The sequence below is a fragment of the Amycolatopsis sp. NPDC049868 genome, assembly GCF_044461365.1.
Lineage (GTDB): Bacteria > Actinomycetota > Actinomycetes > Mycobacteriales > Pseudonocardiaceae > Amycolatopsis.
This window is the reverse complement of sequence record NZ_JBITKV010000002.1, coordinates 596,782-612,260: the sequence shown is the minus strand read 5'-3', so window position 1 is coordinate 612,260 and position 15,479 is coordinate 596,782. Positions and strand designations below refer to the sequence as shown.

At 68.7% G+C, this 15,479-nt stretch carries 13 protein-coding genes; 6 read left to right on the top strand and 7 right to left on the bottom strand.

What is annotated here, in order from left to right:
* Window positions 1–82: 82 nt before the first annotated feature.
* On the bottom strand, window positions 83–766 hold the full coding sequence (locus ACIBTM_RS11085; RefSeq protein ID WP_395876336.1) for a DUF3159 domain-containing protein: 684 nt from the start codon (window positions 764–766) through the stop codon (window positions 83–85).
* Between the two features lie 273 nt (window positions 767–1,039).
* On the opposite strand from ACIBTM_RS11085, the gene ACIBTM_RS11080 reads away from it, so the two are divergent.
* The 6 genes from ACIBTM_RS11080 to ACIBTM_RS11055 all read left to right on the top strand — a co-directional run bounded on the left by ACIBTM_RS11080 (window position 1,040) and on the right by ACIBTM_RS11055 (window position 5,540).
* Window positions 1,040–1,879 (top strand): SGNH/GDSL hydrolase family protein, encoded by an 840-nt coding sequence (locus ACIBTM_RS11080; protein WP_395876335.1) that lies wholly within the window; start codon window positions 1,040–1,042, stop codon window positions 1,877–1,879.
* A 227-nt stretch (window positions 1,880–2,106) separates the two neighbouring features.
* Entirely contained in the window at window positions 2,107–2,826 is a 720-nt protein-coding gene (locus tag ACIBTM_RS11075) for an OmpA family protein (RefSeq protein ID WP_395876334.1), read from the top strand.
* 7 nt (window positions 2,827–2,833) lie between these two features.
* Window positions 2,834–3,280, top strand: a complete 447-nt coding sequence (locus tag ACIBTM_RS11070) for a hypothetical protein (protein ID WP_395876333.1) — start codon at window positions 2,834–2,836, stop codon at window positions 3,278–3,280.
* Between the two features lie 91 nt (window positions 3,281–3,371).
* The gene (locus ACIBTM_RS11065; RefSeq protein WP_037335500.1) at window positions 3,372–3,848 is read left to right on the top strand and encodes a DUF6932 family protein; all 477 of its coding nucleotides are present in this window, start codon (window positions 3,372–3,374) and stop codon (window positions 3,846–3,848) included.
* Window positions 3,845–4,729: a hypothetical protein gene (locus tag ACIBTM_RS11060; protein WP_395876332.1), complete on the top strand. Its 885-nt coding sequence runs from the start codon at window positions 3,845–3,847 to the stop codon at window positions 4,727–4,729. The genes ACIBTM_RS11065 and ACIBTM_RS11060 overlap by 4 nt, the downstream gene beginning before the upstream one ends.
* Before the next feature lie 160 nt (window positions 4,730–4,889).
* A complete protein-coding gene (locus tag ACIBTM_RS11055; protein ID WP_395876331.1) occupies window positions 4,890–5,540 on the top strand; it encodes a DUF4190 domain-containing protein in 651 nt (216 codons plus the stop codon).
* 278 nt (window positions 5,541–5,818) lie between these two features.
* Here ACIBTM_RS11055 and ACIBTM_RS11050 read toward each other — a convergent pair whose 3' ends face one another.
* The 6 genes from ACIBTM_RS11050 to ACIBTM_RS11025 all read right to left on the bottom strand — a co-directional run bounded on the left by ACIBTM_RS11050 (window position 5,819) and on the right by ACIBTM_RS11025 (window position 15,424).
* Window positions 5,819–8,608 (bottom strand): BTAD domain-containing putative transcriptional regulator, encoded by a 2,790-nt coding sequence (locus ACIBTM_RS11050; protein WP_395876330.1) that lies wholly within the window; start codon window positions 8,606–8,608, stop codon window positions 5,819–5,821.
* Window positions 8,609–9,089: 481 nt separating this feature from the next.
* Window positions 9,090–9,989 (bottom strand): ectoine hydroxylase, encoded by a 900-nt coding sequence (gene thpD / locus ACIBTM_RS11045; RefSeq protein ID WP_395876329.1) that lies wholly within the window; start codon window positions 9,987–9,989, stop codon window positions 9,090–9,092.
* Between the two features lie 24 nt (window positions 9,990–10,013).
* The gene (locus ACIBTM_RS11040) at window positions 10,014–10,403 is read right to left on the bottom strand and encodes an ectoine synthase (protein ID WP_007033454.1); all 390 of its coding nucleotides are present in this window, start codon (window positions 10,401–10,403) and stop codon (window positions 10,014–10,016) included.
* 44 nt (window positions 10,404–10,447) lie between these two features.
* The gene (ectB, locus tag ACIBTM_RS11035) at window positions 10,448–11,698 is read right to left on the bottom strand and encodes a diaminobutyrate--2-oxoglutarate transaminase (RefSeq protein ID WP_395876328.1); all 1,251 of its coding nucleotides are present in this window, start codon (window positions 11,696–11,698) and stop codon (window positions 10,448–10,450) included.
* 38 nt (window positions 11,699–11,736) lie between these two features.
* The gene (gene ectA / locus ACIBTM_RS11030; protein WP_395876327.1) at window positions 11,737–12,228 is read right to left on the bottom strand and encodes a diaminobutyrate acetyltransferase; all 492 of its coding nucleotides are present in this window, start codon (window positions 12,226–12,228) and stop codon (window positions 11,737–11,739) included.
* A gap of 223 nt (window positions 12,229–12,451) precedes the next feature.
* Window positions 12,452–15,424, bottom strand: a complete 2,973-nt coding sequence (locus ACIBTM_RS11025; protein WP_395876326.1) for a patatin-like protein — start codon at window positions 15,422–15,424, stop codon at window positions 12,452–12,454.
* Between the last annotated feature and the right edge of the window lie 55 nt (window positions 15,425–15,479).

Here is a 15,479-nt window from a genome sequence, read left to right as displayed (position 1 = left end):
GACCAAACCATCGACTCCGGGGCCGAACTCCGGGTACCGTAGGACCCGGCCCCCGGACCCTCCCCCCTCGCCGGGGGCCGCCTTATGTCCTGGGCAGCCCATTCGGCTCGGAATCCGAGGGATCTTCGTTTTCCTCCACCACCCGCAGACCGGGGTGTTCCGGCGGCAACGTGCGGTAGAGCACCCAGCCGCTCACGGCGACCGTCACCGCGACCAGCGGCCAGGACAGCACCGTCCGCGCGATACCGAGCGCGACCACCTGCCCGCTCCACCACAGCGAGCCGTACACGGCGACCCGCAAGGTGTACTGCAGGAAGACCCACACCCAGCTCGCCCGCGAATACGCGCGCAGCAGCGCGGGATCACGGCGCCAGCGGGTCTTCTGCCCGATGACGAGCCCGACCACGACGCCGAGCAGCGGCCACCGGACCACGATGCTGGCCGCCCACAGCAGCGCGCTGGCCACATTGGACAGCAGCTGGATGAGGAAGAAGTCTTCGGCGCGGCCGGTGTGCAGCGCGATCAGCGCGGCGGCGATCACCGCGGCGAGGCTCACCACGACCGCGCGGGCCTTGTCGCCCCGCGCGACCCGGTACCCGCCGAGCAGCACCGCCACCCCGATGGCCGCACCGGCGCCCCAGGCGATCGACTGACCGGCGATCAGCCAGCCCAGGACGAAGGCCACGGGCGGGATGCTCGCGTCGATGGCGCCACGCCGCCCGCCGAGGATCTGGGCGAGCGACTCGCGCGGGGGTCGTGAGGTCACCCTTACAGCCTGCCGGATCTATGAGCCTGAACACCCGGGCGGGGAGACGTTCGCCACATACCGTGTCCGTTTTACGCCTACTTGAGGTGAATCTCCGCAGCCCAGGAGTGTACATCCCGGTAATGGAGATGCATGGACGTCCGACAAAATAAGAGACTGTGTCAACGGGCTGAACCATGGGTTTCGGCCAGGTGGGATTGCAGGGGCGCTCTCAGCTGTTAGTTGTGGTGTACAAGTACCAACCGGGGGCACACGGACGGAAGGGGACCCAACGTGTACGGATTCGACAGCTACGTGGCGATCGGTGACAGCTTCACCGAAGGACTCAACGACGACCTGCCCGACGGCACCTTCAGGGGCTGGGCGGACAGGCTGGCAGAGATCCTCGCCGAAGGCAGGCCAGATTTCCAGTACGCGAACCTCGCCCTCCGCGGGAAGATGCTCGACGAGATCCTCGAAGAGCAGCTGCCCATCGCCCTCGAAGTGAAGCCCGACCTGGTCACCCTGTGCGCGGGCGGCAACGACATCATCGTGCCGGGCGCGGACGTGGACGCCGTCGCCGCGCGGCTGGAGGCGGGGGTCGCCAAGCTGCGCGAGGCCGGGATCCCGGTGCTCATCTTCAACGGGCCGGACACCAAGTACCTGTCCGTGATGCATGTCCTCCGGGGGAAGGTCGGCATCTACAACGCGCATCTGTGGGCGATCGCCGACCGGCACGGCGCCAAGATGGTCGACATGTGGGCGATGGCCCCGCTGCACGACCGCCGCGCCTGGAGCGACGACCGGCTGCACTTCACCCCCGAGGCCCACCGGCGGATCGCGCTCCGCGCGGCCGAGGTCCTCGGCGTCCCGGTCGCCGACGACTGGCGTGAGCCGTGGCCCGCGTCCGAGCAGCCGAGTACCTGGATCACGTCGCGCCGTTCGGACCTCGAATGGACGAAGGCGCATCTGCTGCCGTGGATCCGGCGTCAGCTCAAGGGCGAGTCCATGGGCGACGGCCTGTCCCCGAAGCGTCCCGAACTCGCGCCGCTGCTCCCGCTGGAGCAGATCGAGTCGCCGGGCGTGACCCTGCCGGCGAAGGATCTGCGGGAGATCCACCACCACGCGAGCTGAAGCGCGCGAAGGCCCCCTTCCCTCGGCTGAGCCGCGGCAAGGGGGCCTTCACGCGCTTCAGGGCCGCCGATCGATGTCACCCAGAAGGGTCATGTGCCGACCCGGCGACCGGCCTCGGGCCGCGGTCGACGTCGCAGGCCAGACCGGGTGTGCGGCACCTCTCGGAGAGCGCGGGACGTGCGGAAAGCCGGTTCGCCAACCGGACTGACGCGGCTTACAGTCCCTTCATGCCCGGTACACGCTGGAGCCGCTTGCTGCCTACAGCGCTGCTGGTCACGCTCGCCTTGACGGCGATCACCGTCTGGTCGGCCTCGGACGACATCGAGGCCGAGCTCGCCGCGCGCGCGAAAGCCGCGCTCGCCGACGTCGGCGTCTCCGGCGGTCAGGTGAGCTTCTCCGGCCGTGACGCGAGCCTCACCGGTTTCCCGCCGGACAAGGCCGCGCAGGCGATCGACGCCATCCAGCGGATCGACGGGGTACGGACGGTCGAGATCTCCGGCGACACCGCCCCGCCCGCGGGCCCGGTGACGACCAGCGGCGAGCCGTCGGGCCCGCCCGCTCCGCCGAGCCCGTCGCCCAGCCCGGCACCGACCTCGGCCAAGCCGACGGACAAGGCCGGGTTCCAGGCCGAGATCGACCGCCTGCTGACGGCCACGCCGATCACGTTCGAACCGGACACCACCGAACTCACCGCGGACGGCGAACGCGGTGCGCTTGAGATCGCGAAGCTGCTCACGGACGCGCCCCGCGAACTGAAGTTCCGGATCACCGGGTCGGTCGCGACCGGTTCGGACCGGAAGCTCGCGCTGAACCGGGCGCTCACGGTGGAGCGGCTGCTGGAGCGCAACGGGGTCAAACGCGACCAGGTGTACTCCCCCCAGCGCAAGAACTCCGACGGCGCGAGCGGCGAGGGCCGCCGCGTCGACATCACGGCTGAACAGAGGTGATGGCCTGATGCTCTGGCTCTTCGGGCAGATCTGGCTCTGGCTGCTCATCTCGTTCGCCCTCGGCTGCGGTGTCACCTGGCTGCTGATGCGCGGCGAACGACGTGACCGGCCTGCCGCGGAACCGGCGGCCCACGAGCCGGTGCGCTCCGCCGGGATCCCGGTGGAGCACGAACGGGGCCCCGAACCCGTGCCCGAGCCGCTCTCCACCGAACGGACGCAGTTCCTCCCGCCCGCGCGGGTCCACGGCGACGACGAGCCGTACGACCAGGAGGCGGAAGGCCACCGTGAGGGTCAGCTGATCCCGGAACCGGTGCGGGCCTACCACCCGGAGCAGCCGGAACCGGCCGCGCGCAACGGCGAGGGCGGGCACGAACCCGAACCGGTCTGGCCGAGCGACGAGGACTGGCCGCCCGCCGAACGCGCACCCGACCACCGGCCGGGGCAGGGCCACTGACACTCGCCTGGTAAATTCGGCTACGCACTGTGAGCGGGACGCCGGGTACGTTTCTTCGATCGGGATCTCCGGCACACGAAGGAGGCTCCGATTGGCGCTCCCCTATTGGACGCCGCACAACCTGCTGCCTCCTGGCCGCCATCCCGCCGATCTGGCCGATGTCTACGAGCGGCTGGTCTTCGACGCGCCGCATCAGAACGATCGTGAAATCCTCTTCAGCGCGCTGAACAGTTATCTGGGCGTCGCCCGGCGGATCATGCCGACCGGCCGCGCGTGGATCGGCGGCGATCTGACCGCCAGGACCCCGCACGCACCGCTCGGGCTCGACGTGGTGCTGATCCCGGACGAATGGGGCGCCCTCAAACGGCTCGACGACGCGGGCCGCTCGGCGCTGTACGGGTTGCTGACCTTGCGCGGGGTCATCGTCGGCCAGCCCGCGATGTATCTCGACCAGGTCCAGCCCGTCGGCGGCATGCTCGACGGTTTCCTCTGCCGCCCCGGCGACGAGGAGATCTGGGAAGAAGTGTGGGCATCGGGTGGCAGGGGAATTCCGGAAGTGATCTGGTGAGGAACGAATTCCGGCGTATCGCCGACGAGATCCCCGGCGGCACCTGGCTCGACGACCTCGCCCGCGCGTCGGCGATGGCCGCGTACGCGAAGTTCGAGCGGACGTCGCGCTCGCCACTGCTCCGCGTGTCCGTGCTCGGCGAGTCGCATCTGGACGCGTACACCTTCTCCGACATCAGCCGCGCGTTGCAGGACGCGACGGCGAAGATCGGGCACATCATCCGCAATCCGTCGGGCGAAGTGACCTTCGTCCAGCCCGCGGACCGGGAGAAGGCCCCGCTGATCCAGCGCGGCCAGGCGGGCAACACGATCTTCTTCGGCTTCCCCGAACCGGCACTCGACGACGCGCTGATCCACGACGGGATCGAGTCGCTGTCCGAACGCGCGGTCAAGGAGCTGTGCGACTTCCTGCCGGCCAACGGCTCCGACGACGGCGCGCTGGACGCGGTGCTGCTGCAGCGCGACACCGTCCGCAACGCGGTCAGCGACATCGTCAACGCGGTCAGCAAACACGCCGGGATCGGGATGGCCCTGACCCCGACGGCGGGCGACGAACTGACCCGCAGCATGACCACCGAGCAGGCGAGGATCCTGTCCGGGAGCCTGCGCGAATCGCGCGAGGCGGTCGGCTACGAGACGGTCAGCGGCAGGCTGGACGGCGTCCGCACCCGGCGCCGGATCTTCTATCTCGAACGCGAATCGGGCGGCACGATCCAGGGCGCGGTGGCGCCGGATCTGCTCGACGAGATCAAGGAGAACCTGGACCGGCCGGTGACCGCGCGGTTGCGCGTCGTGCGCACCACGACCATCGACGGCCGCCGCGGCCGCCCGGTGCACGAACTGCTGGAGATCACCCCGGAAGTCAGCCTGTTCGATCAGTGATCGGGTTTCCGACATTCGGCGGTGCCACAATTCTCGTCAGAAAATGTCGATGACCGCTTGATCATCGTGGAATGATGACTTTTCCGGCAGGTAACAATTTCGGCCATTGCCCCGAACGATGGGTTAACGTCTTCGGACGGAAGCCTCCGAAAGGGCATGTATGCCGACCGATCCACCTCTCCCGCACCCGCCTGCCACCCGCTACGGCCCAGGGTTCGCCGCGCACGGAACACGGCACCGGAAACCCAAGAACGGCCTGATCATCGCAGGTTTCCTGGTCGGCTTGGCGGCACTCGGGGTCGCCTTCGTCCCGGTCGCCGGGATCGCCGCTTGGCCGCTCGCCGTGATCGGAATGATTCTTTCCGTGATCGGTTTGATCAAAATCAAGAAGGGGGAAGCGGACAAGAAGGGAATGGGGATCGCGGGGCTCGCGCTTTCCATCGCCGGCCTGCTGGCCGCCGGCGGGTTACTGGTCTACACCAGTTTCTTCGCCACCGGCGAGTCCGGACTGCACATCCCGGCCGTCGCCGGGGACAAGAACACCGTCGAGTTCGTCGTCAGCGCCTCGGGCGGCGCGACCATCCGGTTCGGCTCGCTCAACGACCAGCGCACCGAGACGACCCCGGCCAGCACCGACGAGTGGCGCGGTACGGCGTCCTTCAACTCGGGCGACTACCTGCTCACCGTCACCGCGGACACCCGGAACTCGTCGGTCAGCAACCAGATCGCCTGCTCGATCCTGGTCAACGGCCAGAAGGTGGCGGAGAACAAGGGCCAGACCATCGCCCTCTGCACCGCCGGGACCGGCTGACCCACGCGTTTCGTCCTCTGAATGCGGTACTTGCGTGTGCAAGGACCGCATTCGGAGGACGAAACGCGGTGGTGCCGCCTGGCGGCCGGCCGGTATCGCCCCCACCTCCACCGGCCGGACCGCCACGAGCCGCTCCTGGCGGCCCTTCAGACGGGCCCGGAAAGGGCCCGCCCGAGCGCCGATCTCTACCTCATGCCCCTCCCCTAGGGCTCGATCGACGCTGAATCGGACCCTACGCGCGTGAGCGGCGAGGCCACTAAGAATCCGCTAAGGATCACTCACGGACTTTCGCCGAGGTCCGTGAGTTCCGCACGGACCAATCCCGCGAGCTTCGGATTGGCGTCCGCGAGGATCTTCAGCGCGAGCGCGAATTGCTCACGGGCACCGTCCACATCCGACCCGGCCCGCAGCACCCTGCCCAAGGTCAGCCGCAGAACCCCCTCCTGGAGGACGAACCGCCTGCTGATCGTCAGGTCCACGGCCTCCCAGACGTACCGCTCGGCCGCGGCGAGTTCGCCGATCCGCATGCTCAATTCGGCCAGATTGTTCAGCGAGACGACGACGTAGCTGTCGTCGCCGAGGGTCCGGTCGATCTCCAGGGAGGCGACCTGGTGCCCGATCGCCTCGATGAACCGCCCGGCCCGCTTCTCGGCCTCGGCGCAGTTGTTGAGCGCCTGTCCGCGCAGTTCGAGGTCGCCGGTGCGGTCGGTCTCCTCGACCGCCTGCCGCAACGTCCCGATGGCCTCGTCGTACCGGCCAAGGAGGGTCAGCGCGGAGCCGAGGTGGATGTTCGCCGAGACCATCAGCCTGCTGTCGCCGATCGCGCTCGCGAGTTCCAGCGCGCGTTCGGCGTCGGCGAGGCAGCCCTGCGGCAGCTCGAAGGTGAGCGCGATGGCGCACCGGGAGATCAGCATCCAGCACCGGCCGAGGACGTCGCCGGACCGTTCGGCGGCCTCCAGCCCGATCCCGACCAGCCGCGTCCACTCGTCCAGCAGCGGGTACACCGCGCGATAGGTGTGCGCGACCCTGGCCAGCCGCCAGACGTCGTCGTGCCGTCCGGCGGCACGGGCGGCTTCGAGGACTTCGATCAGGTTCTCCCATTCCGCGGTGAACCAGTCCTGCGCCTCGTCGAAGGAACCGATCGGCGGGGTCTGCGCGTCGGTCAGCACCTCGGTGAAATCGAGGGGGTCGACGATCCGCAGCATCTTGCGCCGGGCCCGGTCGCCGACGGCCTGATAGAACCGCACCGAACGCGACAGGATGTCCTCACGGTCGGCCTCGTCGAGTTCGTTCTCCGCCAGTTCGCGGAGGAACAGCCGGACCAGATCGTGCGGGACGAAGGAATCGCGGCCGGTTTCGGTGAGCAGGTTGTGCGCGGCGAGCACCCGCAGATGCCGCCGCGCCTCGGCGACGGTGACCCCGCCGATCGCGGCCGTCAGATGCGAACCGGCCGAAACGCACTGGACGACGCCGAGCCGCAGGAACGTGTTCGCGACCTCGGGCGGCAGTCCGCGGAACGAGACGTCGAACGCCGCGCGGACCCCGTCGTCCGGCCCTTCGACGTCGAGCGCGGCCAGCCTGGTCCGTTCGTTGCCGAGTTCGTCGACCAGATCCTGCGCGGACCACTGCGCGCTGGCGGCGAGCCGGGCTCCCGCGATCCTCAGCGCCAGCGGGAGATAGCCGCACAGCCGGGCGAGCGCGTGGTTGAGGTCGTAGCCGGCAGGCCCGGCGAGCTCCTCGATCAACCGGACCGCGTCACCGGGCGCGAGCGTGCCGAGCACCCGTAGTTTGGCGGCGTTGGACACGGCGATCCCGTCGAGCCGGGAGCGGCTGGTCACCAGCGTCATCGACCGCGAACCGGGTGGCAGCAACGGCCGTACCTGCTCGGCGGAGCGGGCGTTGTCGAGGATCACCAGCATCCGGCGGCCGGCGATCATCGACCGGTAGAGGGCGACGCGTTCGTGGACCTGTTCCGGGACACCCTCGGCCGGGACGCCGAGCCCGAGCAGGAACTGGGTGAGCAGTTCCGCGGGCTCCAGCGGCGGATGGTGCGGGTCGAAACCGCGCAACGCGGCGAAAAGGATGCCGTCGGGGAAGCGGCGGACCGCCCGATGCGCCCACCACACCACCAGGCTGCTCTTGCCGATCCCGGCGGTGCCGGTGACCACGCCGACCGCGGTCTCGCCCGCCTCGGCCCGCTCGGCGAGTTCGTCGAGCCACGCCAGATCCGCCTCGCGTCCGGCGAGGTTCGGCACCGCGGGCGGCAACTGCTGGACGGGCGCCGCCTCGGACTTCGGTTCCTCGACGACCTTGACCGGCAGATCGTCGTTGAGGACACGTTCGTGCAGCCAGCGCAGGTCCGCGCCCGGCTCGACGCCGAGGGTGCGCAGGGTCGCCCGGGACACCGTGCGATAGAGCTCGAGCGCGTCGCCGCGGCGTCCGGCGTGGTAGAGCGCGCGCATCAGCTGACCGGCCGTGCGCTCGGCGAGCGGATTCGCCCGGACCAGCGGGCTGAGCTCGACGATCAGCTCCGCGTGCCTGCCGAGTTCGAGATCCGCGTCGACCCTGGCACCGTGGACGGCGAGCCGCAGATCCTCCAGTTCGGGGGCGCGGACCGAACCCGGCACGCCGGCCAGCGCGGGCCCCTGCCAGAGCGCGAGGGCCTCGGCGAGCAGCTCGGACGCCTTCTCCGGCTCTTCCGCCGAAGCCCGCTCCAGCAGCGACCGGGCACGGTGGACGTCGATCCGGTCGGGCTCGACCGTGAGCTGGTAACCGGGCGGCGCGGTGAGGATCCGGGCGCCGCGCGGATGGTCGCCCTGGATGCCCCGGAGCACGCGGCGCAGATGCGAAACGTTGCCGTGGACGATCGTGCGGGCGGTGGCGGGCGGATCGTGACCCCAGAGCGCGTCGATGATCTCGTCGAGCGCGACGACCTTGTTGACCTTCAGCGCCAGCAGCGCGAGCAGGCCGCGGACGCCGGGACCGCCGACGGGGACCGGCCGGTCGCCGTCGAGGAGGCGCACGGGACCGAGAAGCTGGAAGCGGGCAGGGGAACCGCTTTCGCCCATGGCAAGCCCCCCTCCCTCCGATCTCTCCCCTTACCGGAGTAGCCAACCTACCGCGCGAAGAGCCCGCCAACCAGGACGCTTGAGGCCGTGAAGGCCTCCTTCACTACTTTCAGGGTAAGTAAGGAGGCCTTCACGACCTGCCCGGCGCGCGCCTGAGGTACATGAAGGCCCCCTTGCTTGCGTCTAGCGCAAGGAAGGGGGCCTTCATGTACTTGGCGAAAAAAGGCTCCGCACCATCAGTCCCGATCTGATGGCACGGAGCCGGGGGATGTCCGACTTGGGCCGCCTGGGGGCGCGACCCACATCGGACATCGGCGTCCACGTCCGTCCGGGTGGGCTCACCCCGAGCGAAGAACCCGTTCGGTCGTCGACAACACCTACGTGAGCGAGCCCACTGGCCCGCTCACGTGGCGACAACGTAACAGGGCGCACACCGACGGCTACAAGCGCCCCGTCATGGCCTTCGCGACCTGCGGTTTCGTCAGCGCGTCAGCGGGGTCGAGTCGCGGCCGGCGATGAAGGCCGGACGCGGTTCGATCGCGGCGTACGGCTTCCGCAGCGCGTTCTCGACGCTGTTGAACACGACGAAGATGTTCGACCGCGGGTACGGCGTGATGTTGTTCGAGGAACCGTGCATCACGTTCGAGTCGAACCAGAGCGCGGAACCGGCCTGTCCGGTGAATTGGTCGATTCCGTATTCGGCGGCGAGCGCGGTGATGTCTTCCTCGCTCGGGACGCCGACCCGCTGCTCTTTCAGCGAACTCTTGTAGTTGTCCTCCGGGGTTTCCCCGGCGCACTGCACGAAGGTCCGCTGCGAGCCCGGCATCACCATCAGCCCGCCGTTGAACGGGTAGTTGTCGGTGAGCGCGATGGAACAGCTGACCGCGCGCGGCACAGGCATGCCGTCCTCGGCGTGCCAGGTCTCGAAGTCCGAGTGCCAGTAGAAGCCGGTGCCCCTGAAGCCGGGCATGTAGTTCACACGGCTCTGGTGGATGTACACCTCAGAGCCGAGGAGCTGCCGGGCCCGGTCGAGCACGCGCGGGTCGCGGACGAGTTCCGCGATCAGCTCGCTGGTCTCGTGGACGTCGAAGATGGAGCGGACTTCACCGGTCTTGGCCTCGGTGATCACGCGCTCGTCGTCGCGGTGGTCCCCCGACGACATCCTGACGAGCTCCTGCCAGTACGTCTGGACCTCGCCAGGCGACAACAACTGGTCGACGACGGTGTAGCCACGCGTTTCGTGATTGGCGAGGGTGGCCGCGTCCAAGGGACCTTCGGCCTCGGTGCCCCAGACGGTGGGGTGCGCCCTCGGCAGGTGTTCGGGTTTACCCGTGATGCGGGTCGGGTAACTGTCGTCGACTCGGGTGTCGGTCAGCGTCAATGCAGTCGCCTCCTCGAGCGATTTCTAGGGTTCGGTGACGAGCGGGTACACGCCGTTTTCGTCGTGGACCTCACGGCCGGTGATGGGCGGGTTGAACACGCAGACGCACTTGATCTCGGTCTTGGGCCGGACCTGGTGCTTGTCGTGGTCGTTGAGCAGGTACAACGTGCCCGGCTTCAGCTGGAAGACCTCGCCGGTCGCGGTGTTTTCGAGCTCGCCTTCACCGGAGGTGATGAACACCGCTTCGATGTGGTTCGCGTACCAGAAGTCGTTGACCGTCCCGGCGTACAACGTGGTCTCGTGCACCGAGAAACCGACGCCCTCCTTGGCCAGCACGATGCGCTTGCTGCGCCAGTTCGGGGTCTTGATGTCGGCGTCGGTGTCGGTGACCTCGTCGAGTGTTCTGACAAGCAACGGAAAACTCCTTCTCGTTCCTGGTTGCGGGCGGTCGGTTCGGGTCAGTTGAGGACGGCGGCGACGGCCTCGTCGATGATCGACAGGCCCTTCGTGAGCTCGTCGTCCGTCAGCGTGAGCGGCGGGAGGACCTTCATGACCTCGCCGTCGGGGCCGGAGGTCTCCATCAGCAGCCCGCGCTCGAACGCGGCGGCGCAGACCTTGCCCGCGAGGTCGCCATCGGCGAACTCGATGCCCCGGGCGAGGCCGCGGCCCTTCGCGAACAGGTTCGCGTCCGGATACGCCTCGACGATGCCCTGGAAGGCGGCGGCGACGCGCTCACCCTTGGCCTTGGTCGACTTCTCCAGCTCGTCGTCGCTCCAGTAGACGCGCATCGCCTCGGTCGCGGTGACGAACGCCGGGCTGATGCCGCGGAAGGTCCCGTTGTGCTCACCCGGCTCCCAGACGTCGAGGTCCGGGCGGATCAGCGTCAGCGCCATCGGGATGCCGTAGCCGCCGATGGACTTCGAGAGGCAGACGATGTCGGGTTTGATCCCCGCGTCCTCGAAGCTGAAGAACGGGCCGGTGCGGCCGCAGCCCATCTGGACGTCGTCGAGGATCAGCAGGATGCCGTGCTTCTTGCACAGCTCGTCCAGCGCCTTGAGCCACTCGACGCGCGCGGCGTTGATGCCGCCCTCGCCCTGCACGCCTTCGACGATCACGGCGGCGGGCTCGTTCAGGCCGCTGCCGGAGTCTTCGAGCAGCTTCTCGAAGTAGAGGAAGTCCGGGATCGAGCCGTCGAAGTAGTTGTCGTACGGCATCGGGGTGGCGTGCACCAGCGGGACACCCGCGCCGCCGCGCTTCATCGAGTTGCCGGTCACCGAGAGGGCGCCCAGCGTCATCCCGTGGAAGGCGTTGGTGAAGTTGATGACCGACTCCTTGCCGGTCACCTTGCGGGCGAGCTTCAGCGCCGCCTCGACGGCGTTCGCGCCGCCGGGTCCGGGGAAGACGACCTTGTAGTCGAGATCGCGCGGCCGGAGGATCTTCTCCTGGAACGTCTGGAGGAAGTCCCGCTTCGCCACGGTGAACATGTCGAGCGCGTGCGTCACGCCGTCACGGGCGATGTAGTCGATCAGGGCCCGCTTCAGCGCCGGGTTGTTGTGCCCGTAGTTGAGCGCGCCCGCGCCCGCGAAGAAGTCGAGGTAAGCCTTGCCGTCTTCGTCGTACAGGTAGCTCCCCTGGGCCCGGTCGAACACCACGGGCCAGCCACGGCTGTAACTGCGTACTTCGGATTCGAGTTCCTCGAAAATGCTCATCACGTTTTCTTTCTTCCTGAGATCCCCGGATTTACGTTCTATTGACTGCCGAGCGGACCGATTCTGTACAGGTCCTCCTGCTCATGCGTTCCTTCCTCGGCCGGGAAATCCGTCGCGGAGAACAGATCCCGGCGTTCCACGGTGGTGTCCCACCGCTTGGCGAACGAGGCGAACAACCGGATCGAAGCCTCGTTGTCCGGGGTGATCGTGGTTTCGAGGTACCGCACGCCCTGGGCGGTCAGACGGCTGAACAGCTCGTCGAGCAGGGCTCCGGCCAGGCCTTTTCCTCGCTGGGACGCGTCGACCGCGACCTGCCAGACAAAGCCGGTGTCCTGCTTGCGGTATCCGATCACGAAGCCGACCGGGATGCCGTCGACTTTCGCGACGACCGAGGTGTCGGCGAAATCGTGGCACCACAGCAAATAGGCGTAAGGCGTGTTGAGATCGAGCTTCTTCGAATCGCGGGCGATTCTCCAGAGCGCGGCACCGTCTGCCTTGGTCGGAGTTTCGATCAAGTGCTTTCCGGACATGTCCAAGAAACGTACCGGAGGATTCGGGCGAGGTCAGATCAGCGCGGGCACGGCAAGGCGGCTACCTGCAACAACCTCGAAACACACGTGATAAAGGTAACTGTAACGTTTGAAGCGCAGCGCGAGTGGGTAAGGCCGCTTCGGTGCGGTCTCACTGCACGTGACGATACCAACCGTTACCACTTCGTCGCACGGTCAGGACGCGATTCGGCTTCCGGCTCCGCTATTCGCGACGCCGTTTGCGACCCGCGAGCGAACCGATCGGCGTCCAGATGGCGGGCAGCACGAGCAGCAGGCAGACGACCAGCCACCACACCGGCGCCTCGCCGCGCCGCCACCCCGCGACGACGTCACCGAGCCAGCCGAAGAGCGGATCGCGCACCGGTGGCAGGAACGCGGCGAACAGCAGGGCCGCCACCACCAGCACACCGAGCACCGTGAGCACCATCCGCCACGTCTTTCTCAACGTCATCAGGCTGACCACCAGGAACACCACGGCACCCGCGGCGACCGGCACGCCGACCCACTGCAGAACCGGACCGCCCTGTCCACCGAGGACGAAGCCCGCCAGCACGGTGATCAGCGCGGCGAGCACGTTCCACGGTGACGGCAGGGTGGCCGCGCCCCGCGTGATCCACCACGCGCTGCGTCCGGCGGCCTTGGCGAAGGTCGCGGCCGGCTGGACCGACTTCGGCACCCGCGTCGCCCCCGCGGCCGCGTTGAGCCCGGCGGCACCAGCCTTGACCAGCGTCTTCGTCAGGAGCATCGTCCCGCGTTCGTGCTCGAACCGTTCGCCGGAGACCTGGCACGCCTGGAACGCGCGCTGGGTCTGCTCGTCGGATTCCGGCTCGTTCTCGATCATCCGGCGGAACCGTTCCGACGGTTTTCCGTTCCCCTTGGCCGTTTTCGCGTCGTGTCCACAGTGGAGGCCGACACACGGCAGTTCCTCGCGCGCGATCTCCAGCTGCCGCACCCTGGCGAGCACCATCGCCGTCACCGGCATGCTGATCGGCAGGGCGGCTTCGGTCTCCACGTCGGCGAGTTCGCCGTCGAGCCCGAGGAAAGCCAGCTCCCCGGCCAATTGCGCGCGCAGGGCGTCCGCTTCCTCTTGGGACAGCCCGTCTTCCGTGCCGGGCTGTCGCCAGCCGATCTCCTTGAAGGTGTCCCGCACCCGTCCCCGGAACGCCTCGCGCCCGACGACGTCGCGCAGCAGCCGCAGCCGTTTCGGGTCGAGCAGGCACTGCACCAGCCAGCCCGCGCCGTCGACCCGGCCCCACATCCAGTCGTTCGCGCGCCAGGACGCCTTGTAGAACGCGCCGAAGTAGTCGGCCTGCATCCCGGTGAGCTTGTCCCAGGAACGGCGGCGCTTCATATCCATCAGCGTCCGCGAATCCGCGCTCACCTGGACGAGATCGACCCGCTGGTCGACCGACGGCGGCTGCGCGAGCAGTCCCCGGGTCGCGATGTGGAGGCGCACCAGCCGCGAGGTGACGATCGCGTCGGCAGCGCTCGACTCGTCGGAAGTGAGCCCGGTCCAGGCCAGCAGCGTGCTGACCGCATCGGCGGCTTCGGTATCGGGTTTCGCCTGTGCCAGTGGCAAAAGGATCGGCGTCGCCTGCCGGAGCGCGGCGACGACGAGCGGCCACGCCTCCTTCAGCGTGTCCGAACGGCCGAGCCCCGCCCATTCCTTGGCGAGACCTTCGATCCAGGCGGCCAGCGTGACGTCGGCAGGCGGCGGGCCCTGTTCGGTGACCCAGCCCGAGAGCCGTTTCCCCCGTGCGGCCTTGTGACGCGCTTCGTGCAGCAGCACCCGGCAACGGTTGAGCTGCACCGCCTGTTCCGGCGACGGATCGAGCCGGAAGCCCGCGTTCACCAGCTGGAGGCCGGTGGCCACCGAATCGTCGAGCGCGGTGGTACGGAAGGCGACCAGATCCGCGAGTTCACAGGTGTCCTTCGGCGGCTCGGCGGGCAGGCCGTCACGCAACCCGGCCGCCGCGGCCGCGCGGAGCTGCGCCGCCGTGCCGGACGCCCACTGGCGGCCTTGATCCTCCACATCGGACAGTGAGAGCCTGCGGGTCGCCTCGCGGACCAGCGCGGTGGCGTCCTCCTGCACCCGGCGGTCGCGGTAGTCGTTCATCAGCCGCTGGTCGACCAGCGTGTCCGGGCCGCCGCGAACCCCCATCGCGGCCAGGGAGACCCTGGTCCCCCTGGTGCGCACGACGGCGTCGTTGTGCCTGGTCAGGTCTTCCAGTTCGGCGCTGATCGTCTGGCTCAGCACGGTGCCGACGACCTTGCTCATCGCGCTGCCCAGCAGCGGCGGGCGCTCGGGATCGACCGCGACCCGCTCGGCCTCGCGTTCGGCCGTCGGCACCACGTACAGCAGCAGCCGCCGGACGTCCGAATGCGACTGCCGTTCGAAGATCTCCCGCAGCGCCGGCCGCAGCGGTTTGTTGAGCAGGACACCGCCGTCGGTGAGCCAATGCGACCGCGTGACGTCGGTGTACTTCGTCATGTCCGGATGCAGCGGGCCGGTCTTCTCGCCGATCGGCATCCGGGAGAGCTCGAACGCGCCGGGGAACGACGCCGTCGACCGCGCCGCGAGCGCGAGCGGGCCGACCACGTCGTCCGTCCACAAAGGAGCGTCGAAGCGGAACAGCAGGCGATGTTCGGTGTCCCGCACCAGATTTCCGAGCGCGTCGTCGAAGCGGGTCGTCTCGCCGTCGATCATCGTGCCGGTGAGCAGCACGGTGATGTCGGGACAGTCGGGTTTCACCGTCGCCTTGTCGGTGATCCGGTGCAACGCGTCCTTGAGATCCCCGAGCAGCACCTTGTCGCCGTCGAGCAGCGAACGCGGCTCCTTCTCGCCGGGGTCGCGGATCAGGTTGTCGAGCGATCCCGTGCTGATCCACGTGTCGCGCAGCACCTGGGGGCTCGACCGGAACGCCTCGGCCAGCCCGAGGCACGCCGCGTTGATGCCGCCCGCGCTCGTGCCGGTGAGCACGTCGAGCGAGACGGTGGCGTTGAGCAGGTCGAGCAGGGCCCGGTACGGGCTCTTCGATTCCGGTGCTCTCGACGCCTGGAGCAGATGCGAGGTCTCGGTGGCGACCCCGCCCATCCAGACCGCGAGGCTCGCCCCGCCCACCATGGTCATCGCCAGCCGGATCTCCTGCGGCCACGGGCTCCCCGCGTCGGCCATGTGCGCCCTCCCCAAGGCTCAAGTGCAGGGGGCACTTTAGCCCGGACGGGGCAGC

Bases quoted from the DNA above. Each gene is read 5' to 3' on its own strand.
- ACIBTM_RS11050 (WP_395876330.1), bottom strand. From the start codon at position 8,608: ATGGGCGAAAGCGGTTCCCCTGCCCGCTTCCAGCTTCTCGGTCCCGTG.
- ACIBTM_RS11025 (WP_395876326.1), bottom strand. From the start codon at position 15,424: ATGGCCGACGCGGGGAGCCCGTGGCCGCAGGAGATCCGGCTGGCGATG.
- ectA (WP_395876327.1), bottom strand. From the start codon at position 12,228: ATGTCCGGAAAGCACTTGATCGAAACTCCGACCAAGGCAGACGGTGCC.
- ectB (WP_395876328.1), bottom strand. From the start codon at position 11,698: ATGAGCATTTTCGAGGAACTCGAATCCGAAGTACGCAGTTACAGCCGT.
- ACIBTM_RS11055 (WP_395876331.1), top strand. From the start codon at position 4,890: ATGCCGACCGATCCACCTCTCCCGCACCCGCCTGCCACCCGCTACGGC.
- ACIBTM_RS11070 (WP_395876333.1), top strand. From the start codon at position 2,834: ATGCTCTGGCTCTTCGGGCAGATCTGGCTCTGGCTGCTCATCTCGTTC.
- ACIBTM_RS11075 (WP_395876334.1), top strand. From the start codon at position 2,107: ATGCCCGGTACACGCTGGAGCCGCTTGCTGCCTACAGCGCTGCTGGTC.